At 44.7% G+C, this 21,142-nt stretch carries 22 protein-coding genes and 1 pseudogene; 11 read left to right on the top strand and 12 right to left on the bottom strand.

What is annotated here, in order from left to right; translation table 11 throughout:
- Positions 1-268: 268 nt before the first annotated feature.
- The 7 genes from ACESSO_RS01365 to ACESSO_RS01395 all read right to left on the bottom strand — a co-directional run bounded on the left by ACESSO_RS01365 (position 269) and on the right by ACESSO_RS01395 (position 4,655).
- The gene (locus tag ACESSO_RS01365; RefSeq protein WP_373163256.1) at positions 269-574 is read right to left on the bottom strand and encodes a type II toxin-antitoxin system RelE/ParE family toxin; all 306 of its coding nucleotides are present in this window, start codon (positions 572-574) and stop codon (positions 269-271) included.
- A complete protein-coding gene (locus ACESSO_RS01370; RefSeq protein ID WP_373163257.1) occupies positions 571-873 on the bottom strand; it encodes a type II toxin-antitoxin system RelB/DinJ family antitoxin in 303 nt (100 codons plus the stop codon). Before ACESSO_RS01370 ends, ACESSO_RS01365 begins: the two co-directional genes overlap by 4 nt.
- Positions 874-996: 123 nt before the next feature.
- Positions 997-1,749, bottom strand: coding sequence for a hypothetical protein (locus ACESSO_RS01375; RefSeq protein ID WP_373163258.1), 753 nt, complete (start codon positions 1,747-1,749; stop codon positions 997-999).
- Between the two features lie 143 nt (positions 1,750-1,892).
- Positions 1,893-3,083 carry a CAP domain-containing protein gene (locus tag ACESSO_RS01380; protein ID WP_373163259.1) on the bottom strand — a complete coding sequence of 397 codons (1,191 nt, stop codon included), beginning with the start codon at positions 3,081-3,083 and terminating at the stop codon, positions 1,893-1,895.
- A gap of 201 nt (positions 3,084-3,284) precedes the next feature.
- Complete coding sequence (locus ACESSO_RS01385; protein WP_373163260.1) at positions 3,285-3,434, bottom strand: DUF1540 domain-containing protein; 150 nt, start codon at positions 3,432-3,434, stop codon at positions 3,285-3,287.
- A 130-nt stretch (positions 3,435-3,564) separates the two neighbouring features.
- Positions 3,565-3,804, bottom strand: a complete 240-nt coding sequence (locus ACESSO_RS01390) for a hypothetical protein (RefSeq protein WP_373163261.1) — start codon at positions 3,802-3,804, stop codon at positions 3,565-3,567.
- Positions 3,805-3,821: 17 nt separating this feature from the next.
- Positions 3,822-4,655, bottom strand: a complete 834-nt coding sequence (locus ACESSO_RS01395) for a DNA adenine methylase (RefSeq protein WP_373163262.1) — start codon at positions 4,653-4,655, stop codon at positions 3,822-3,824.
- Positions 4,656-5,146: 491 nt separating this feature from the next.
- Between ACESSO_RS01395 and ACESSO_RS01400 the strand changes: the two genes are divergently transcribed.
- Entirely contained in the window at positions 5,147-5,386 is a 240-nt protein-coding gene (locus tag ACESSO_RS01400) for a hypothetical protein (RefSeq protein WP_373163263.1), read from the top strand.
- Here ACESSO_RS01400 and ACESSO_RS01405 read toward each other — a convergent pair.
- Positions 5,374-6,270, bottom strand: coding sequence for a LysR family transcriptional regulator (locus tag ACESSO_RS01405; protein ID WP_373163264.1), 897 nt, complete (start codon positions 6,268-6,270; stop codon positions 5,374-5,376). The two genes, ACESSO_RS01400 and ACESSO_RS01405, sit on opposite strands and share 13 nt — an antisense overlap.
- Positions 6,271-6,474: 204 nt before the next feature.
- Here ACESSO_RS01405 and ACESSO_RS01410 point away from each other — a divergent pair, with 204 nt between their 5' ends.
- On the top strand, positions 6,475-7,272 hold the full coding sequence (locus tag ACESSO_RS01410; protein ID WP_373163265.1) for a DUF4866 domain-containing protein: 798 nt from the start codon (positions 6,475-6,477) through the stop codon (positions 7,270-7,272).
- Between the two features lie 19 nt (positions 7,273-7,291).
- Positions 7,292-8,635 carry a threonine/serine exporter ThrE family protein gene (locus tag ACESSO_RS01415; RefSeq protein WP_373163615.1) on the top strand — a complete coding sequence of 448 codons (1,344 nt, stop codon included), beginning with the start codon at positions 7,292-7,294 and terminating at the stop codon, positions 8,633-8,635.
- A 239-nt stretch (positions 8,636-8,874) separates the two neighbouring features.
- Here ACESSO_RS01415 and ACESSO_RS01420 read toward each other — a convergent pair whose 3' ends face one another.
- Together ACESSO_RS01420 and ACESSO_RS01425 are read right to left on the bottom strand one after the other, a co-directional pair.
- Positions 8,875-9,990, bottom strand: coding sequence for a 5-methyltetrahydropteroyltriglutamate--homocysteine S-methyltransferase (locus ACESSO_RS01420; protein WP_373163266.1), 1,116 nt, complete (start codon positions 9,988-9,990; stop codon positions 8,875-8,877).
- A 144-nt stretch (positions 9,991-10,134) separates the two neighbouring features.
- Entirely contained in the window at positions 10,135-11,043 is a 909-nt protein-coding gene (locus ACESSO_RS01425; RefSeq protein WP_373163267.1) for a LysR family transcriptional regulator, read from the bottom strand.
- Between the two features lie 173 nt (positions 11,044-11,216).
- On the opposite strand from ACESSO_RS01425, the pseudogene ACESSO_RS01430 reads away from it, so the two are divergent.
- Positions 11,217-11,387, top strand: a pseudogene (locus ACESSO_RS01430) (resolvase); the annotation flags it as partial.
- Between the two features lie 537 nt (positions 11,388-11,924).
- Here ACESSO_RS01430 and ACESSO_RS01435 read toward each other — a convergent pair.
- On the bottom strand, positions 11,925-12,089 hold the full coding sequence (locus ACESSO_RS01435) for a hypothetical protein (RefSeq protein ID WP_373163268.1): 165 nt from the start codon (positions 12,087-12,089) through the stop codon (positions 11,925-11,927).
- 628 nt (positions 12,090-12,717) lie between these two features.
- On the opposite strand from ACESSO_RS01435, the gene ACESSO_RS01440 reads away from it, so the two are divergent.
- Entirely contained in the window at positions 12,718-16,743 is a 4,026-nt protein-coding gene (locus ACESSO_RS01440; RefSeq protein WP_373163269.1) for a hypothetical protein, read from the top strand.
- Positions 16,744-16,760: 17 nt separating this feature from the next.
- Here ACESSO_RS01440 and ACESSO_RS01445 read toward each other — a convergent pair whose 3' ends face one another.
- Positions 16,761-16,919 (bottom strand): hypothetical protein, encoded by a 159-nt coding sequence (locus ACESSO_RS01445; protein WP_373163270.1) that lies wholly within the window; start codon positions 16,917-16,919, stop codon positions 16,761-16,763.
- 403 nt (positions 16,920-17,322) lie between these two features.
- Here ACESSO_RS01445 and ACESSO_RS01450 point away from each other — a divergent pair, with 403 nt between their 5' ends.
- The 6 genes from ACESSO_RS01450 to ACESSO_RS01475 all read left to right on the top strand — a co-directional run bounded on the left by ACESSO_RS01450 (position 17,323) and on the right by ACESSO_RS01475 (position 21,073).
- Positions 17,323-17,970 (top strand): TetR/AcrR family transcriptional regulator, encoded by a 648-nt coding sequence (locus ACESSO_RS01450; protein ID WP_080906742.1) that lies wholly within the window; start codon positions 17,323-17,325, stop codon positions 17,968-17,970.
- A 135-nt stretch (positions 17,971-18,105) separates the two neighbouring features.
- Positions 18,106-18,837, top strand: a complete 732-nt coding sequence (locus ACESSO_RS01455) for an ABC transporter ATP-binding protein (protein WP_373163271.1) — start codon at positions 18,106-18,108, stop codon at positions 18,835-18,837.
- Positions 18,830-19,537 carry an ABC transporter permease gene (locus tag ACESSO_RS01460; protein WP_373163272.1) on the top strand — a complete coding sequence of 236 codons (708 nt, stop codon included), beginning with the start codon at positions 18,830-18,832 and terminating at the stop codon, positions 19,535-19,537. The genes ACESSO_RS01455 and ACESSO_RS01460 overlap by 8 nt, the downstream gene beginning before the upstream one ends.
- A 3-nt stretch (positions 19,538-19,540) precedes the next feature.
- Positions 19,541-19,840: a hypothetical protein gene (locus ACESSO_RS01465; RefSeq protein WP_373163273.1), complete on the top strand. Its 300-nt coding sequence runs from the start codon at positions 19,541-19,543 to the stop codon at positions 19,838-19,840.
- A complete protein-coding gene (locus tag ACESSO_RS01470) occupies positions 19,837-20,655 on the top strand; it encodes an MFS transporter (protein WP_373163274.1) in 819 nt (272 codons plus the stop codon). Before ACESSO_RS01465 ends, ACESSO_RS01470 begins: the two co-directional genes overlap by 4 nt.
- Positions 20,656-20,662: 7 nt before the next feature.
- Positions 20,663-21,073, top strand: coding sequence for a hypothetical protein (locus tag ACESSO_RS01475; protein WP_373163275.1), 411 nt, complete (start codon positions 20,663-20,665; stop codon positions 21,071-21,073).
- Positions 21,074-21,142 lie beyond the last annotated feature (69 nt).

Raw genomic sequence — 21,142 nt, forward strand, 5'->3', positions numbered from 1 at the left:
TTTCTTGCATTATTGATATTTAGTTTATCAAAAAAAAATGAGAAGGCAACACAATTCATTTTCTGTTATAGGCCCACCTCCCATTTTCAGCGATCTATTGCGACATAGAACAGCCCTTTACCATCTGAGTTTTGTTTTGCCGAGCGACTTGCCACAAGCGATATGAGCCACTGTTAGACACAGGGGCGCATATCACAACAGGGCAGATCGTGCAAAACAAAAGCCCACAGTTTTTTCCTGTGAGCTTGCTTCCAACCTTATTTTGTTTTCAAAACAGCAGTGCCAGATAGTCCTGCCGCCCGTCCAGTACGCGCGTAACCTCGATATGATCGTCCTCCACCACGCGATAAAAGACCAGCTGCTTTGCCACCACCAAAAACCGAAGGTCGGTCTCCACGGCAAATTTACGGCTGAGTTCCGTCCCCATATAAGGATTATCGGCCAACAGCATAATCGCATCATACACACGCCGGGTCAGCTTTTTCGCTGCCGTCCCATTACCGAGCGTTTCCAAAATATAGCGTTCCGTCGTCTGCATATCGTCCAGCGCAGTTTTCTTAAATAACACCTTCATTCAGACAGCCCCAGCATCTTACGCGCGTCATCGGCATCGTACACTTCGGCGCACTCGTCGCCCTTTTGCAGCTCTTTCATCAGCCGCGACAGCGCCTTTGCCTTGATGATCTCCGCATTATCCTCATTTACCGCGAACGGGAAACCACCCGCATTGATCGACTGCTGGAAAAACACGTTGACCGCGTCCGTCAGCGTCAGACCGTTTTTCGCATAAATCTGTTCCAGTTCTTCCCGGATTTCGGGGTTCATGCGGATACGGAACATATCCGTTTTGGCAGAAGAAACTACATTGCCCATACGTCATTCCTCCTTTGGGTTCAGTATAGCAGGTTATCGCGCTTCTGTCAAATTTGTAGCAACAAAGTTGCTACAAATTTGAATTAACGTTCTTCTTCAGGAAAACATACCGACCCATGTCGTTTATTCGGTTTCGCTTGAAATCAGGACTGCGGCGGTCTGGTCGAATGTCTCGGAACCTTCGTCCCTCTGCACATCGACCAGCGCGCGCCACAGGCGATCCACCCGAGCGATGCCATTACCCAAATCGGTATAGCAGACCATCTGCTCCATGCCGACCGCATCATTATCCAGCATCAGATGCACGACATAGCGCGTTTCACTCAGCTGCATCGGCTGGGTATACTGAATGCGGTCAAATTCACTCGCATCCGACCAGTGGTACAGCTCGCTTTCCGCCAGCTCGCGCACCGTGCCATACTCGCCCAGCTGCACCGCCGAACTGTTCAGCACCAGCTCCGCACTGACCGATGTGAGCTGATCCGTGCCGACAGTTGGCTCCTCGCCCGTATCAAGTGCATACAAGGCGGCCGAACCGCCTGACGCGAGTGCTACGTCACGCCGTACCAGCGGCACTTCCAGTACCTCCTCTGTCGGGGCATCGTTCCACTCCTCCAAGTTCGTCTGCTTCATCTGTACAAATGCTGTCGTGTCCGTATTGGGCACCTCCATTTTGTGGTTATCATCCGCGCAGCCTGCCGGCAAAAGTAACATTCCCAAGAGGCAAGCAGCATTCAAGCCGCGGAATTTTATAATATCACGCACGTATCGAATTTCCTGTCCGATTACGCGGAATTGAAATGCCAACTTATTCGCAAGGCTGGTGAACGCGGACAATGTGCCTGCTGTTGCCCGTTTCAAAATGTCCTTTATCATTTTGTTCCTCCTTATTGTTGGAATAAAAAAAGCCGCCTTTCAAAGGAAAGGCGGCGCACGCTGATAATTTTTATGTTGTTCCATGGTTCCAGATAAAGAAAAGGACTGTCTCGGAAAAGACAGTCCTTCATATCGCATTTGATTTACCAATTTCCACCAAAACTCTGAACCCAATACATTACTCCGTTAAACTCAAAAACACCTACGCCGATATCCGTATTATTTGCATTGAGAATAGCGTTGCGATGTCCTTCAGAATTCATCCAGCCAGTTACAACTGCATCTGGAGTCTCAGAACCTTTTGCACAGTTTTCACCCGGTCTCAACTCGTAAGGATCCAGCCCCACCTCATAGAATACAGTGGACATTCCATCGCCATTCGGTCTGGTATGAGAAAAGTTTTCCGCAATCTCTTCCGAACGAATCGCCGCAGCCTGCATGAGTTTATCGTTCACTTTTAACGCAGACAGCCCGACCTTTGCGCGTTCCTCATTTGTTAATCGGATGACTTCCTGCGCATACTCTTCCAGCGTATTGGTGTCTACCGTTTCACCAATGCTATCGTTCTCGGCATTTCCGTTACCAGATATGTTTTCGCCTAACGCCTTGCGCAGCTCGTTCGCCCAAAACATGTTTACCGGGTTATCATCGAACGAAACCGCGTCCACCGGCGCGCCTTTCATGGAATCCAGCGCAGCAATTACATCCTCGACCGTGCCGCTCGCTTTGCCAGTGATGACCGGCGCATACTGCTTGGCGATCGTGAGGTATTGGCTCTTATCCCAGTCACAGTCAATCATGGCCTGATTAAACTCAGCCATGGTGCTATTCCACCGAGTGATAGCGCTGCTGGAAGCCGTCGTGCTTTCCGTATACGGTGCATCCGTGTCGATGCGGACACTTGCCGTCGCATTGTCATAGCCCACGCCAAAGTTCACTTGCTTGCCGATATCGCGCAGCTTCACATAGTTGTTACCACCGATCTGGTAGGCAGTCATGCTGACCTGTACGCCATCCACCGTGATTTTCTGGTCGCTGATCTTAGCCACCGCGCCGCTTACCGCCGTGTCCGAGATACCCTCGGTGCTGGGGGTGGTGCGCACTGTGCTGATCTCAACGGTCTGCGTCTCGCCGTTCCACTCCACGCCGAAGCCTACAAGCGTACCAATATCGCGCAGTTTGAAGTAATTGTTGTCCGCAATATTGTAGCCCGTAGGATAGACGCGAGCGTCGCCCACGTATACCGCCTGACCTTTGTCACGGGTGGGAACAGCAATAACAGCGTCGGCTGCCGCTGCTGTGCAAACCGTTGCCACAATACAAAGGAATAACATAGCGACACGCTTCATGCAAAACACCTGCTCTTCTTTTTATATTCTTACCATAGCGCAGCTCACACGCCCTGTCAAGAAATTATTCGAAACCAAAACATTGTGAATTTGCAGAAAAAGCCGCTTTTACAACGCCTAGCGGCTTTCCTGCAAAAGGAAGTAGATGATTCTGTTCTGAATGATAACTACTATTTTGCGCAATATCTAACAATGGGTGCACTGGTCGACTGTCGGGTTTGCCTCGTGCGTGCCTACCGTGATGCAGTCCAGCGCGCAGTATTCCGCGCTGTCACAGTGATTTGCGCACTGAGAAACAGTGCAGCGGATCGCCTTATTGCATTGAGAGTGATTCATAGATTTGACCTCCTTTGTTGGTTTGCTGTTATCATGCCCGCAATCGGCCGATCTATGCGCGCTCGTCAGTGCATCAGGCTTTTCTCCTTTATTTTCCATTTAAAAGAATAATAAAGTGTTCCGCCCCAAACTATGTAAAGTTCATTAAGCTAGCATCAACCTCTAACTCGATAACACCCGCCTTGCAACACTCTTCATCGACACGGTCTGTCATCTGCAATTCCCGAGTGCGCATCATTTCCTCCGTTACGATGGCGCAACCGATGCTGTTCCTGACATTGACTGTATTGCTGTCACTGCCGCTGGCAGGCGTTATGCTTTCCGTATACGGCGCATCCGTATCAATGCGGACGCTTGCCGTTTCTGTCAAGTTATGTCAGTCGTTATTTAGTAATTTGTGATGATGACTTCTTTTCCTGTACGTTTCGATGCGTCTCTATTGATAGCCCGCTTAACATCAACACCTTCAATCTTGAAACCTGCATACAATTCATAAACAAGGTCCACATTGTGATTGCTAAGCATCACCTTTGCACCGGCAGCATCAAGCCGTCTATATAGCTGCGCCAATCGGCAATGGTCCGTATAGCCAAATCCATCCTTTGTGTAGTCTGTAAAATTAGCCGTTCCACTCACCGGAATATATGGTGAATCAAAATACACAAAATCGCCTGCCTGTACATCTGCACAAGCTGCTTCAAAGTCGCCCTCTCGAATTTGCACTTTGTTTTCGTTGAGATAACGCCCTATACTGCGCAGATTCTCTTCATTCATTGATACACCGTCAGTTTTATTGTTATACGGAACATTAAAAAGGCCTTTAGAATTCACGCGATAAAGTCCATTAAAACAATGCTTATTTATCCATATCATAAGCGCAGCGCACTCTGCATCCAGTACATGTGCAGCTATTTTTTTATTGTATTCGGCACGCATTTCCAGATAGCGTTCTTTGTTACAGGCAACAGCATCAAGCTCATTCAGAGTTGAGATTACTGCTTCGGCATTTGTTTTGAGCTGCCGATACACATTCAGCAATTGCTTATTGACATCATTGATAACCGCTATTTGCGGCTGTGCATCCAACAAAAGCGCGCCGCCCCCTATAAATGGTTCGTAGTACCTGTTATAGGTTTTGGGCATGCGCTCCTCTAATCTGTCTAGGAGCTGCTTCTTCCCACCCGCCCATTTTACAAATGGGCTCATTTTCAAATTATCCATTCAGAAACCTCTCGAAATTTGAGGCGTACCAGCTTGCCACACTCTTGAACTGTTAAAATCCGCGTTCGCGTCATAGCTTGGAAATTTTTCTCCATTTCATGCCTCTCATGAAATCTGCGGCATCACGAACCGTAAGGATGTCCACCCAACAATTCGTAGATATCCAACCGCTCGCTTTTTTCCTGATTTCGTATGTTGCTTCCGCCAAGTGTCCTCTGTCATATTCCAACCATACGCCATTCGCATTTTTCAGTACAATCTCCCACTGTTATCTTTTCCAAACAAGCATACGTCTGCTTCTACACACGGAGAGATGTCAAACAAGTTTTTAACCCCATCATTCTCAAAAAACTGCATATAAATTCAATTTTATTATATCACAGAAACTGTCACGACACCATACGGGAGATTGAAATCCTCTTTGTAATCACAAAATATATATTTCCGAGGCGTAAATGCGGTATAAGCCGATGAAAACATTTTGTCATGATATGAAACTTCTGGCCGGACTGTTCAACAAAGGACAGCTCGAAGAATGCCGCGTCCATTTGCACACGTTCAAAACCATGTTGGCTTCTCTGTTTTCCTTACTTGCAAAATCAAGTTTACGCCACACAAAGCAACCGCTATATGCGGTTATTCCGCCCGAAAAGCTGCAATTGACAACCAAAATGTTAATAAATGAAACTTATACCCCATCCTCCTATTTACCGGAGCATTATTCATCATGATTTTCCAAGATGTCATTTTTTAATCGCTGTGCCGCAGCGCTCAGAGGATGCTGTCGATCATATACCATGCAGATTTGCCGTTCTGGTATTTTCTCCCGCAGTCTAATTTGGACAATCCTGCGTTGACGGAGCGCCTCCTGTGCCATGGATTCCGGGAGAAAGGCAAGGCCAAGATCAGATTTTACCAATGGCAAAATCTGATCTGCAGTTGCTACTTCGGTGTCGGGGTTCAGCTCCAGGCCATGGGATAAAAACAGATCGTGATAGAACTGCCAGGTCATCGTTTCCCGGCCAAGGTAAATCAGCGGATAATTCTGCAATTCCGCAAGGCTAAGTTCCTGACCGCCCAGTGCGGTAAAGGTTCTTCCACCCACAAGAATGTCCCGAAACGATTGTACGTGTATTTCTTTGAGTGGGTCATCCGCATTAGTAGGTGTCGAGACAACAGCGAAGTCTATCTCGCCGTTTTTGATGGAACGGATTGCCTGTGGCGTAGAGTGATTATAGATTTTCAGTCGAATACCTGGATGTTGCATGTGAAAGGCTCTCAATTTATCCAGCAGGTAGATATTCAATGCCGTTTCACTGGCACCAATGGAGATACTGCCATTTTCCAACCCCATACTGGCTGTCAGTTCCGCCTCTGCCGCCTGCAACTGTGACATTGCGACGGCAACATGCTCGAATAGCTTCGCTCCCTCCGATGTAAGTTTTACACCGCGGTTGGTTCGAATAAAAAGTGTACAATGGATTTCTTGTTCCAAGCAATTCATGGCACGTGTGACATTTGGCTGCCCACTGCCCAATACATTTGCCGCTTTAGTAAAATTTTTGTATTTTGCGACATAATAAAATATTTTATAGTATTCAAAATTAACGTCCATATTTATACCTCTGACATATCATTCAATGATATTTACTATATCAATAATGCTTTTTACAAATTTCTGTATGATTAGTATAATAAATCATAGTTTTAATCTGTGCCTATTATAACACGCGGGTGTGCAGTTTTCTTGTATCACTCCATTTATTGAAATCAAGAAATACCTATCTATCAATAAAATTTCATACCGGGAGATGATTTTATGTCATTAGTTCTTCCACGAGAGGAGGAAGTGGAGAATATCTTTTCCAGAATTCTTTCATCCGAAGCAGCCTGTGAACGGCTCAGCGAAACATTTTATGACCATTTGCTTGATGATAACCGAAATGCCGATCCCGATCCCCACCATTTGGCTGAGGTTCTTTTCACCGCATATCAGAACGGCGATGTAAGCGCCATTTTATTGGAACTGTGCAATCGCAGTATGTTTGATCTCTTAAAAGAATCCTATCTGATTCCTAAACGGTTTCACGGAAAAGCGGGTGAAAACCCAGTACTTCTTACCAATGAAGATGGTATGCTTTTGGAAAACAACAAGGATATCGTTTCCAAACACGAATATAAAAAATTCTGCGAGATTTATAAATTTCATTCTGCTGCTCCACGTTCCCGATTATATCTTGCAGATGGCTATGATCTGGTCAGATATTATACGGAAGGTATGGATATTACTGAAAGGAAGGAAAATAAAAAACGTGGAATTCTGATTCTATACGCTCTTCCAGATACCAAAAAGCTGCACCTAACAGAAGCACAGGCCTATGATGTTGTCTGGACTACATTTCAGGAAATCCAGAAGGCTGCATATTCTGCCGTTGTTTACTACGGACAGGAGACAGGCGAAAATAATGGGAAATCTTTTGATGAGCTTGGTGTACTTCTCCCCATCCACCAGTTTGAAAATAAAATGCTTCAGCATCTTGAAATGATAGACGGTCTGGTATTGGCCTGTCGCGAGAGAATGATAAAAATCGCAGGAGCTGAAAGCCTTGACCTGTAACCAAAATAAGGAGCAAGCTATGCCACATACTGATAAGCGATCAACCATTATTAAAAGAAATCATATGGAAATCCTGTGGCATGAATATGCCGACGCCACAGTTTCCGGCCCTATTCTACAGGAAAGTCTGCCCGCAAAAGCATCCATTGTGGGAAGAGTTGGTATGATGATGCTCTCCTGTGGCACGGGGGCATGGCGAGTACGGAATTCTATGAATCAGCTATCCGAACTTATGGATATGACATGCACTGTAGATGTGGGTTTTATGTCGATCAACTACACCTGTTTCGATGGAGAAAGCAGCTTCAGCCAGTGCTTATGTCTGACCAACACAGGTGTAAATATTTCTCAGCTCAATCGGCTTGAAAAGTTTGTAAAAAATTTTTCAAAACAGGAAATCAAGCAAAGCTGTGAAGAAATTCATTCTGCATTAGATGCCATTGAAAACATACATGGTTTATATTCTTCGACTGTTCTGACATTATCAGCAGCTTTGGCATGCGGAGCTTTTACCTTCCTCCTTGGCGGCGGCATCGTAGAAGTTCTATGCGCTTTTGTGGGAGCAGGAATCGGCAATTATATCCGATGCAAACTGTCAAAAAGCCATTATACCTTGTTTTTGTGCATCATTTCCTCTGTATCAGCTGCCTGCCTTACCTATGCCGGTTTACTAAAATTACTGGAAATCCTCTTATCTGTTCAATCTCAGAATGAGGCGGGGTACATATGCGCGATGCTCTTCATTATCCCCGGATTCCCATTTATCACCAGCGGAATTGACCTGGCCAAACTGGATATGCGTTCAGGGATAGAGCGTATGACTTATTCTTTGATTATCACAACAGTGGCAACAATGACTGCCTGGATATTGGCCATGTTACTTGACTTAACACCGTTACCTTTCCAGCCATTAAAATTTGCATTGTGGCAGTGGATTTTACTTCGACTGATTGCCAGTTTTTGTGGCGTATTTGGTTTTTCTATTATGTTTAACAGTCCTGTTCAGATAGCTGTCGCCGCAGGCATCGTAGGTGCTGTAACAAACACTCTTCGCCTTGAACTTGTAGATCTTTTGGCACTTCCCCCTGCCGTTGCAGCCTTTATCGGTGCGCTTTTATCTGGTATTCTTGCATCTGGTCTGAAAAAAGTCGCCGGATATCCAAGAATTTCTCTCACGGTACCATCAATCGTGATCATGGTTCCTGGATTATATCTGTACAGAGGATTTTATAATCTTGGCACAATGGATCTTTCATCAGCCGCTTCGTGGCTTGCATCGGCATTACTTATTATTTTAGCGCTTCCCCTTGGACTAATATTTGCCAGAATAATAACAGACAAAACATTTAGATATTGCACCTGATAATCTTTGGACATAACAAAGTATTTTCAGTCAATTATATTTCAGTAAAAGGGAGTAATTGTGGTATGTTAATTGAGGCAAGATTTTTACGAACGCACAGACGGGCAACATCGTTCTGCTAAATCAAAACATCTATGAAACGCATTTTAAAATAGGCAGTAATCATTTTCCAAGGAAAACAGCGGCCCCCGATGAAATATACTCATCGGAGGCCGCTGTATAATCGGTTCAGGAATATTTTAATCCCATACTTCTTGTGCGATCTCTTTGACCAGAGCCAGCTTTGCCCATTGCTCCTCCTCAGTAAGCTTATTCCCGATTTCGCAAGATGCAAAGCCACACTGCGGGCTGAGGTACAGACGTTCAAGTGGAATATACTGAGCTGCCTCATGGATGCGGGAAATTACAGCGTCTTTATCCTCCAGTTTGGGTGATTTTGTAGTAATCAATCCCAAGACAACCTTTTTAGTACCAGTAATTTCTTTTAGAGACTCAAAGTTTCCGGATCGCTCATCGTCAAATTCCAAGTAATAAGCATCGACATTCTCCTGTCCAAAGACCAGAGGCGCAACCTTATCGTAAGCCCCTGTGCAGGCCCAGGTGGAATGGAAGTTACCACGGCAAATATGGGTGTTGATGATCAGATCTTCAGGTTTGCCTTCGATGGCCAGATTATTGATAGTCAGAAACTGTTTCTGAAGGATTTCCAACCGGGCATCATCTGCTTCAAAGAACAGATTGGCTTTCGGGTCTACAAAACACCCCCAGGTGCAGTCGTCAAATTGGATATTCCGGCAGCCTGCCGCATATAGATCTGCAATCACCTTTTTGTATCCATCAACGATATCAGCAATGAGCTCTTCATCATTGGGATAGAACTTCCGAGTGGCCTCCAGATTCATAGGCATGATCAGCTGCTCCAGAAATTGCGCTGGAGCCGGAATAGTCTGCTTGGCTACCGTGCTCTCGTCTTCCAAGCCTTTTACAAACTTAAAATGCTCTACAAAGGGGTGCGCGCTTACGGACAGCTTACCTGTAAGATAGGTGTCGTCAATTTTAGCAGCCTCATCGTGGAACGGTAGACCAGTTTCTGTTTTCTTGTGCTCGATGCCCTGAAATCCCCACATGAAATCCAGATGCCAAGTAGCACGGCGGAATTCGCCGTCAGTGATGACATGATATCCAGCCGCCTTTTGCTTTGTCACAAGCTCGGTAATGCACTTGTCCTCTACAGCTTTTAATTGTACAGCGTTGATATTCCCAGCTTCATAATCTGCACGGGCCTTTTTTAGTTCGGAGGGGCGCAGAAAGCTTCCTACATAATCATAGCGGAACGGTGTTTGTAAATTATTCATATAAAAGTCTCCTTCGAGTTTATGTATTCACCATGTGTTTATTTTTCGTTTTCAGTATACAGAACGATTGCTTTTTTGTAAAATACGGAAAACAGGCGGTTTTCCATAGCTTCAGTCTATGGCAAACCGCCTGTTATAATTGGATTATCTTTGTGCCAAGGCATATCGTTTCAGAATCTCAATGTACAAATTGCCAAATCGACCTGTACCAACTTTACTATGGGTGATGTAGCCGATTTCCATATAATCGTCTACATCAAGAGGAATTGCTACAATATTTTTCCCATTTAATTCTTCATTGATGACTCCACTGCAAATGGTATATCCGTTCAGACCAATAAGCAGGTTGAACAGCGTGGCACGGTCAGAGACCATAATGTCTTTTCTGCTCTCCAATGTACTTAGGATTTCCTCGGAATAATAGAAAGAGTTGTGCTCTCCCTGTTCATAGGAGAGACGTGGATACGGTGAGATATCCTCCAGCGTGACACTGGCTTTTCGGGCCAGCGGATTGCCCACGCCGACAAAAACATGGGGCTTTGCAACAAACAGTCGATGGAACTTCAGGCTGTTTTCTCTCAGGACCTTGCGCAGAATAGTCTCATTGAACTGATTCAGGTAAAGCACACCGACCTCGCTGCGTAACTTTGCTACGTCTTCAATCAGTTCATAGGTCTGCGTTTCACGAATACGAAAATCGTATTCTTCGCCTCCGTATTGCTTCAACAGCTCTACAAAGGCCTCCACTGCAAAGGAGTAGTGCTGTGTGGATACACAGAATTGATGCTTGACCTGTCCCGTTCCCAGATAACGTTCTTCAATCAAGTTTGTCTGTTCGATGACCTGCCGGGCATATCCCAGGAACTCCTCACCTTCCGCTGACAACAAAACGCCCTTATTGGTACGTTTAAAAATGGTGATGCCCAACTCATTTTCCAGTTCTTTGACTGCTGAGGTCAAACTGGGCTGTGCAATATACAGACGCTTTGCTGCCGCGCTAATCGTCCCAGTTTCCGCAATTGTGACAATATATTTAAGCTGTAAAAGCGTCATTGGATTTCCTCCTCATTATTCCAATTAAGCAGATGAAGCAATATGATAGTTCGGTTTCTGAGGAATATTATACTGAAAAACAAGTGACTTGTCATCTTCATCAGGTTACTCAAATTTAAAACTGTAAAAAACACTATGATATCATGTTGCAGCGAGGGAAGACCTTTGCTAGCTCTCTTCAGAAGCAGATGCTAGAGGGCTATGCCCTCCATCATGGACTGCCGACCCCCATCCAATTTACGAATGACAGCGCATCCTGCACCCGCTTTAATCGTCCTGACTTTCTTGCCATGATGGAGGAAGTCGAGGCGGCGCGTGTGGAGGCCATTGTCATAAAAGACATGATCCTATATCATTGACCGCGGACTTGGGAAAAGGCAGAACGCCTGCAAACCACCCCGCGCAGGTGAGCTTCCGTAACAAAGAAGTCCGGCGCCTTTTGTGGCAATCTGAGCGGGTAGATGTGGCTACATTTTTGGAAACGAGAAAAGGCGTAGCATTAAGCTACGCCCCCGCACAGATTGCCATATAGATTTGGAAATAAAAAATGCGGAGTATCATCAAAAGAACTTCTCAGATCCTTTAATGATACTCCGCATGGTATGAGTGGTGATACAGAACTTTTTGAAAACCCCAGTAATATCAAGGACTTGTGGGCATCCGAACAGAAAACCATCTTGTATATCCCCCTGTTTTAGGGCGGCTGTTTTGAAGCAGCCGCCCTTTTATTAATGTCCAAAATAAATGTACCGATTGGGGTTGAAAAAGCCTCTTTTTTCTTTTTGTATTGCCCGTTAGAAATAGGACATGGGTGATTTATCACCCAGCGTGTCAAAGTGGCACAGAAGTAGCTTTTCTCAGAAGACAACACTTTTTTAAATCTACGAAAATATGTCATCTATGCGACGCTCCATCTCACCAAACGGCTCAACCGTATGTGAACGATCCGAATACGGCTTGTCCAGATACGGGAAAACCGGATATGGATAACCCATGTCTGGAAAACCGGCCACAATTAAATAAAGATAAAAGAAATACTGATTCATCAAGTACAAAAGGATCAAATCCTATCCTATCAAGTCCCCATAGGTGTCAATTGGACTAGACAGGATTGGATACGGGGCCAAAGAACTATCGAGGACCTACTTTTAGATTAGAAGAGATGTTGAAGCGGGCATAGGACAACACTACTAAAGCTTTACAAGCAGAGTTTCAAGGTGGCGGAGGCATCCTTGCCCACACTATTTTCCTCCTTTTTCAAAGGCGTAGAAATTATGGTTCAAAATGAGCAAAAAACGCCTGTGATGGTTTCCGTGTATAGGGACAGTAGATTTCCTATATGAAGACTGTTTCTATGAAGGATAAACGCCCAAATTCACCTTTTTAGACAAAGATAGGGGTGTAATCACCGCATAAGGCCTGATAATAACGCTATCTTTATTGACTACGATTGAGAATCGGTAAATTGCTTTCATTTTTCTTGGCAGAGATGTTTTTGCCTCTTTTGACTCTTGCGTTGTGGGAAAAAGAGGGAAATGATATAATAAACTAGGAAATAATATAAGTTTATTTAAACTGAAGGCGAAAGCACACTATTTTTGCAATTTAAAAATAGATGCAGAGAATGTCCTTTGGATTGGGCATCTGCGTGGCTTTGCTTTAGGGAGGTAAGAGATGAGTAATCCGAATTTTACAAAATCAGACATTGGTGCTCAGGCTGCATGGAAAGGTTTTTCGTCTCAAACTTTATATATTGCTTATAGATTGCTTGCGGACGAAGACGGTTACGAATATTACCCCGAAGATATCGAAGATCTGGTTATAAAAAAAGACGGATCTGTTGTTGAGGCTGTTCAAGTTAAAAATATATCTTCCGATCTAACACTTTCAAGCCTTGCTTCTACGAAAACATCTAGGGGTGGAGAGGGCTTTTTTAATCGGATGTGTAGTTTACACACCATAGATAAATCCTTTTCCGGTATAAAGATTGTTTATTTTGGGAGGTTGGGTGCAGAGTTTCAAGAAGTCGCCAACGACAACAAAGAAGTAAAAATGATATTGGCTAATCGGTTGAAAGAAAAACATAAACTGTCAGCCGAAGACGCCGTTTGGTTAATCGATTCCCTGAAATTTGAAAAAGTTGGCCTTAAGGAACTCAAAGAGAACCTAAAAGAACAGATCCGAAGTTATGTACCTGTAATGCCAGCACCTGAACTGGCTCAAGAATTATTAGTACAATACATTTCTAGGTTATCCAACAGTAAAGGCTATACAACTTTAGCAATGTGGAAAGACAAAATCCATGAAATTGGAGTAAGTATTTCTGCTATTGATGGCTTTTACAAAGAATATAATAAGTCTCTCGTATGCTTGAGTGAACTGAAACTTAATACCAGTCAAGAGCAGCTTCAGAATGAGTTTTCACAAGGGGTTTCTGTCCATCCATCACATATTCGAAGCGGTGTGGATGTCAAACGAGACTACTGGTTAAAAAAGATTCAATTTGCCATTGAGAAAAACGGCGTAGCAGTAATTAAAGGAGTTTCAGGTCAAGGAAAATCCGCTTTATGCTACCGTTATTTGCTTGATACATATCCGGAAGGATGCGTATTTTGTGTCCGCACAATCGCTACGGAAACGCAAGCCCAAAACCTTGTGGCTGCACTAGATGGACTTGGAAAGCATAATGAAAATCTTATTATTTATATTGATGTGCAACCGGGAGAAATGCTATGGGCATTTCTGATTCAAGAATTACAGACTCGTGGATTAGGGATACCTGTTTTGGTTTCAATTCGTGATGAAGATTATAATGCCACCCCATTGAATGGAAAAGCTATTAAATACGATGTGGTTGAATTAGCGCTTTCAAAGGATGAAGCAGAGAATATTTATAATATTTTTACAAGTGAAAGACCACACCCAATTTATAGAACATTTGAAGAAGCATGGATTGCCTTCGGAAGTGGAGGGCCCTTAATTGAATTTGTATACTTGCTTTCAAACAATCAAACTTTGACAGCTCGCCTACAGTATCAAATTGATGCGCTCATAAAAGAGAAAGTATCCGATGATTGGTTGGAATTGTTACAGTTGGTATGTTATGCTGGCCGTTTAGGTGCCAATGTAGATTTCCTAACGGCAAAAAAGGAGATTCATTGCTCGACTATGCAGTCAGCCATACAACGGTTAAAAGATGAGTATCTTATTAGAGTTATTGATGAGAACAAGATTGAAGCTCTTCATCCGGTTCGTGCGCAAATTGTATTTGATACCATCTGCTTACAAACTGGTACGACTGAGAAAGATATAGTTTTCAAGACGGTACCTTGTGTGGAAACTAAAAATATACGAGTTATTTTGATGGATTACTTTTCTCATCAACCCTGCAATTTAGATGATTTGCATCGACTTTCTCAATGTGAATTTAACGATTGGATTGGATTTGCGAGTGTAATAAAGACTATGCTTTGGTTAGATGCAAAACGCTATGTCGATTGTAATATGGCGGCCATCCAGGATTTAATTAAGAAACGCGGTAAGGGATGGCTTTGCTTTTTACCACTTGACCTTTCTGGGATCTATCATTCTAATGAAATCATTGCGAGCACTATGAAAGAGCTTTCGATATTCAAAGACAAGGAAGCGCTACAAAGTGCTATTGATGAAATAAAGAATTCACTTACATCACTAACCATAGATTATCAAGCAACAGACTATTTCGTTAAAAACTGTCGTCATCCGAGTCTGCTGCCACAAACAGATGAGGATAAATCATCATTTGGATATGCGCTATTTTGGATGGCAAAACGCGATTGTGAAGTTCATATGCTCATAGAGCCGGACGAGATAGCACAATGGATATGTTCCGGCGACCTCCAAGCGGCTGCAGATGTTATAAGGGGTCTTTCTGAACACACAGCATTTTCAGCTGCTTATCAAACAGCGACAAACAGATTGGTCAATAAATTGATTTCAGAAATGAATGTAATATCTTTTACTGAGGCTGAGAATGAGATCATATGCAAATTCATCCCACCGCTTGAAAATGAAGTAACGATTCCAGAAAAAACTAAGAATCTAAACCAGTACTGGCGAATTAAAATGCTAGATATTCTTGAACAGATGTATCCCCAAAAAGAGTACATTGATATAGAACTACTCGGTGTTGATCTTCTAGATGATTTGGGAATAGAGCCGTTAGATTACAAACTTCGTATGCATAAAGATAGGAGATACAACTCTTGGGTCTCTGAAGTCAATGGATGGGTCAAGATCAGAATTGATTATACCCAACGCCCGGAATCTTGGGGGCAGTATGTGGCAGAAGTCGATGAAATCCGAACAGATGTTAACGAATTGATTGAGCAAACGATAAGGTTAATAGATGATATTTATAAAAAAGGAAGATTTACCAAAGAAAGGTGGAAGCGAATTGAAGATCAGGTCGGTGTATTTAGGAGGCACACCTTCGCTGAAAATCATCTTCCGGTTTCTGCGGTAGATCCATATTGCCTCTACTCGGAGGGAAAAAATAATATACCAGCATCTGAATATTTTCCGATGCGACAGTTGCTTTCCGTCGAAAAATACAAGCGTTTTAGGAAATATTTTAATGAGGTATATTCTTCTTTGGATAGCTTCTATAATCAGTTTGCTGAGGTTCTTTTGGTTCGAATCAAAAAACAAGATATATCATCAATTAAGAATCCAAGGCTAGCTATGTTTAATCTCTATTCTGCTGCCAAAGCTTTTTGCAGTTTTTGTTATGAGTATGATTTACTGTTTTCAGAATACAGCGGCCTGAGTACATCTTTTAAGCAGGTAGAAGCAGAAAATTTTCTCACTTTATTAAATGTTTGGCGTCATGTTCTTGATAATCCTCCCAAAGGACAAGCAATAGCTTATGAGTCTAAATTGCGGTATCGTAAAGGCAAGACATTTTTTCAAGATGCCCTTGCTAGAATACCCGATACAGTAGAGGGAACCCTTTTCGTAACTGACCATCATGCATATATTGCTAAAGATTACAGCATTGATGAGAACAATCCGATTGAAAAAGCGTATGCAAGTCTAGTCTACGAATTGAGAAGTGTGTTTCAAAGTGCCGTGTTGCCATCTAGCGATAGATGGTATTGCGAAACACAGCCTATAGAACTAGCATACATCCCTGTAATTTCCGGCTCGTATTCACCCACAGCGTTTTCTATTCCTTTTTATAGACTTTTTGACTCTGATGTTTCGGCCCTTGAAAAAATGATGTTGCCATGCGAAATAGAACCTGAAGTCAAAGAAAAATTCTTCATTAAAACAGATGTACTCACATGGATTGCCGCCATGCAAAAAGTTCAAGAAATCAAACTTTATATTAAACGATTCCAACAAATTATTCAGATTGAGCCCAGCGAAAACTGCATTGGTGTATTAGCATTGTTTTGCGAAAAAACAGAAGAGAAAATTCAAAACTTGTGGGCCGAGTTCACTGTGTGTGAGAGTATTGCAGATGAACTTATCACAGATGCTGACAAGCAAATTCTTGAAATGATAGAGGCAATCAAAACATTTTGTAGTTGTGGCGATGACATAATTGATTGTATCAGGCGTAAGAGTAACACAGAAGAGGTCATTCACATAATTGATACTATTTCCTCCTTTATGTTGCTGTTACAACCGTTAGTATCAAATATGGGAGTTCGCTAAAACGCAGTTAAAAAAAGTTATCCAGTATCTAAATCTTTTTTCTCGTTCTCATTGTCAATACGGGTGGTGAGTACAAACTCGTACTTGCCACCCAATATTTCTTTTGCCAGTGTATCCCAATCTCGTGAGTTTCCTCGGCGGATACCTCCCCAGGCGTAGAAGTATCCATCTATCACGATCCTGTATGGGTAAGCGCCGTTCCGCTTTGTCTGGAATGGGCCATCTTGTGCTCATCAGAAGTCATTTCTCTGCTGTTATCCGGTCGTGTAGGATGATGGGCGTTTGTAATTTTCCATAGGGCAGCGGCGTTCTTTCTGAATAAGGGTTTGGGACTATCCCAACAAGCAATTTTGCATTTAGGGATAGGGGGGGTCCTAAAGCAAAATTTCGCAAGTGAGGCCTCACTTGCTGTGCTTGCTGTCATCGCTCTTCCCCGTACCTTCTTCCGTTATTACTACATATTCACCCTCGTCAAATGGCCGTTCTGCGCCTTAGATACTATAAGAATGTATCTTGACAGGGCGCAATATCATCTGTATAATAAATACATACTTAGAGAATGTTTAGGGGGCACAGCGGATGGCACGGAATAAATACCCGGAAGTCACCGAGGAGCGGATTTTGGATGTAGCTCAGCGCCTCTTTTTAGAAAAGGGCTACGAGAACACCACCATCCAAGACATCGTGAACGAGCTGGGCGGCCTTACGAAAGGTGCGGTGTACCACCACTTCAAGTCCAAAGAGGAAATCATGGATGCGGTGAGTGACCGTATGTTTTTTGAAAATAACCCCTTCGAGGCAGTGAAAGGGCGCACCGATCTGAACGGGCTCCAAAAGTTGCGTGAAGTAGTCCGGCTGAATCAGGCAGACACAGCCCGTACCAATATGACAGCACAGTCCATTCCGATGAATCACAATCCCAGAGTATTGGTCGGAATGATCGATGCCAACCGCCGGATTCTCACTCCGTATTTTCTGGAACTCATTGAGGAGGGGAACCGGGACGGTTCCATCCACACAGAGTATGCCAAGGAGATTGCTGAGCTGCTGCCGCTGCTCACCAGCCTGTGGCTGCTGCCATCTGTGTTTCCGGCCACCAAAGAGGAGATGCGGCGGAAATTCTCCTTTATCGGGGAGATGATGGAGAAGATGGGCGTGCCTCTGTTTGACGATACCATTCAGCGACTGGTGGACGAGTTCTTTGAGCAAATCCCCAACCTGAAATAAAATTGCCTCACGGCAATTTTATTTTGGATAGATACATTCATTCGGAAGGTATTATATTTTGAATACCGCAGTCAATTACTGCGGCAAATTTTTTACTAGGATACATACCGCTCGAAGGTATGAAAGGAGTATAACATGGGCCAAATTGTAATCTCTGCAAACAACCTGACAAAAACCTTTTCGGGAAAAGAAGTAATCCGGAAATGCACCTTTTCCGTGGAGCGGGGCAGCATTTATGGTTTCCTGGGGCGCAACGGAGCAGGTAAGACTACGGTGCTTAAACTGTTGCTGGGGTTGTTAAAACCATCTGCTGGAACCGCCATTGTGCTGGGACTGGACAGTGTGCGGGATAACGGGGCAATACTTCGACGCACCGGAAGTTTAATTGAAACGCCGATATTTTATGAACATCTGTCGGCTGCGGATAATCTACGCCTCCATCTGGCTTACATGGGAATCGAGGATACCGATGTGGAACCAACGCTCTGCCGTGTGGGGCTGCCCGGTACAGGGAATCAGCCGGTGTCTACCTTCTCCCTGGGTATGCGGCAGCGTTTGGCCATTGCGCGAGCCATCATCCATCGGCCCGATGTGTTGATCCTGGATGAACCGGTCAACGGTCTGGACCCTGTGGGCATGAAGGAGATGCGTATTTTGTTTCGCCGTTTGGTGCAGGAGGAAGGAATGACCATTCTAATGTCCAGTCACCTTCTATCAGAGATCGAGCAGATCGCGGATCGTGTGGGTGTCATTGTGGACGGAACTATCGTGCGAGAAGCGGAGATGGCAGGTCTCTGTAAGCAGCATCCTTCCGATCTGGAGGACTATTTTATTTCGCTCATCCAAGGGGGTGCCGACCATGCGTAATTTGATTGCATTGGAATTAAAACGGAATCGTCTACGCCCATATCATATTGCAACCTTGATTTGCGGAGTGACGATGCTGGGCTTCCAGTACCTGATGGCTGCCATCCCCTATATGGCCCCCACCGAGCCGGATGCAGAATTGTTCTCCCAGTATCCCTTCCTGATGGGGATAACCTGTTTGGTCTGTATGGCGATTTTTTTGATTCTGTCGGCAGTCATGGCCTCCCGGTTTGTGGTGGAGGAATACAGCGGGAAACGCGCAATTCTGCTGTTGAGCTATCCAATCAGCCGGAAAAATGTGCTGTGCGCAAAGCTGATGCTGGTGTTTGCCTATACCGCTGGCGGGATGTTCCTGTGCGGAGCGGTGGTCCAGGCTGTGTTCTTTCTAACAGAATCACTGTTTCCCATCTGTTCTGACCATCTGACAATCAAAGTGGTTCTGCAATCACTGGGCTTCCTGTTCTGCTGTTCCGTTCTGGCGGGGCTGATGGGGATGATTGCTCTGTGGTTTGGATTCCGCAAAAAGTCGGTTCCAGTGACCATTGTGGCATCGGTCGTTCTAGCAACCATTGTGTGTCAGATAATCAGCTCAGCACTGGCATTCTTGCCAATGATGGGAGCCGTTCTTGGTGTGACGGGCATCCTTGCAACTTTGGCAATCAAAAATCTACTGAGACAAGTAAATAACATGGAGGTATGAGACATGACAGAACGAGAATTTGACCAGAAGGTTGAAAGGGCAGCTGCGAACTTTGAACGACGGGTGGAGACCGCAGCAGATCATCTGGACAAAACCGTAAATTGCGTGTGGAATCGCAGCCGCTTATTTCGCTGTGTATCCAGAGGGACATCCCTGGCTGCTGAAGTCGGATTACTACTGATTGCTGGGCGTCTGGCGGATCGTGGAAACCGAACTGCCGCAGCGTGGTGTGCGGGGCTAAGTGTCGTTGGTCTGGCAGCCGATATGTTGATTGCAATCTGTTTCCGGAGGACAGAAAAATGAGAGACAAACTATTCACCCGCAATTTTACTTTTCTGATTCTGGGGCAGGTCAGTTCCCTGATTGGCAACTATACTCTAAAGTTTGCACTTTCTATGTATGTGCTGGAGCAGACCGGCTCGGCGTCCATTTTTGCGACATTGCTGGCAGTAGCCATGCTTCCTACCATCCTGTTGTCCCCCTTTGGCGGTATTCTGGCGGATCGAGCCAACCGGCGTAACATCATGGTGGGGCTGGACACTCTCTCCGGATGCACCGTGCTGGTTGCCGGATTGGTGCTGCCCTTTGGACATGATATCTGGGTCATCGGCGCATTGTTGGTGATCTTGTCTGTCCTGGCTGCTTTTGAGTCTCCCACAGTACAGGCCTGCATCCCCCAGATGCTCTCTGGAGACAATTTGATGAAAGGAAATGCGGCGGTCAATCAAGTACAGGCCATTGCCGGTCTTATCACCCCGTTTCTGGGTAGCCTAGTTTACGCTGCTTTTGGACTTACTCCGGTCCTCTGGGGAACGGTGGCCTGCTTTTTCCTCACCGCTATTTTGGAGTGCTTCATTCGCCTGGACTATCAGAAGGCGGAAGCCACTATGAGCGTCCGGGAGATCATTAGAGAGGACTTTTCCGTCAGCATTCACTTCCTGCGCCGGGAGCAGCCAGGTATCCTCAAATTGCTCCTGCTTGCAGCCCTGGCCAGCTTGTTTGTAGCCGGTACGGTGGTGGTGGGCTTTCCTTATTCTGGTGCGGACTGTTCTTGGACTCTCGGCAGAGCATTACGGAGCAGCAGAGAGCGTTATGGGTGTAGCCGCCGTACTAGGTAGCCTCTTTGTGGGAATTACAGCACAGAAATTCCGTTTGTGCTGGCTGGCCTTTGTCTTTATGGGACTTGGCCTTAGCCTCATTCCAACGGGAATTGCTTTTCTCTTACCCGTAGGGCCTCTCGGTATTTACATCATTCTCCTTGTCATGTTCAGCCTTGGGCAATTTGGATGCAGTCTATTTTCCACCTATGCAATCTCTGTTATCCAGGCTCGAACTCCCGAACACTTGATGGGGAAGATCATGTCTTATGTATTCACTCTTGCCATGTGTGCCCAGCCTGCAGGACAGATCATCTATGGGGCGCTGTTTGATTGGTTTTCAGATAGTCCCTATTGGGTGTTGATCCCCAGCGGCTTACTGGTATGTGTGATTGGTCTGGCATCCTCAAGGTTTTTTGTAAACTTCGAAAAGAATTGATTCCTGGCGGCGCAAACCGCTGACGGAATGCGGCGGTTTTGAAAACAAGAAATCAAGACCGCTGTATTC

This window comes from Agathobaculum sp. Marseille-P7918, from assembly GCF_964248325.1.
Taxonomy (GTDB): Bacteria; Bacillota; Clostridia; order Oscillospirales; family Butyricicoccaceae; genus Agathobaculum.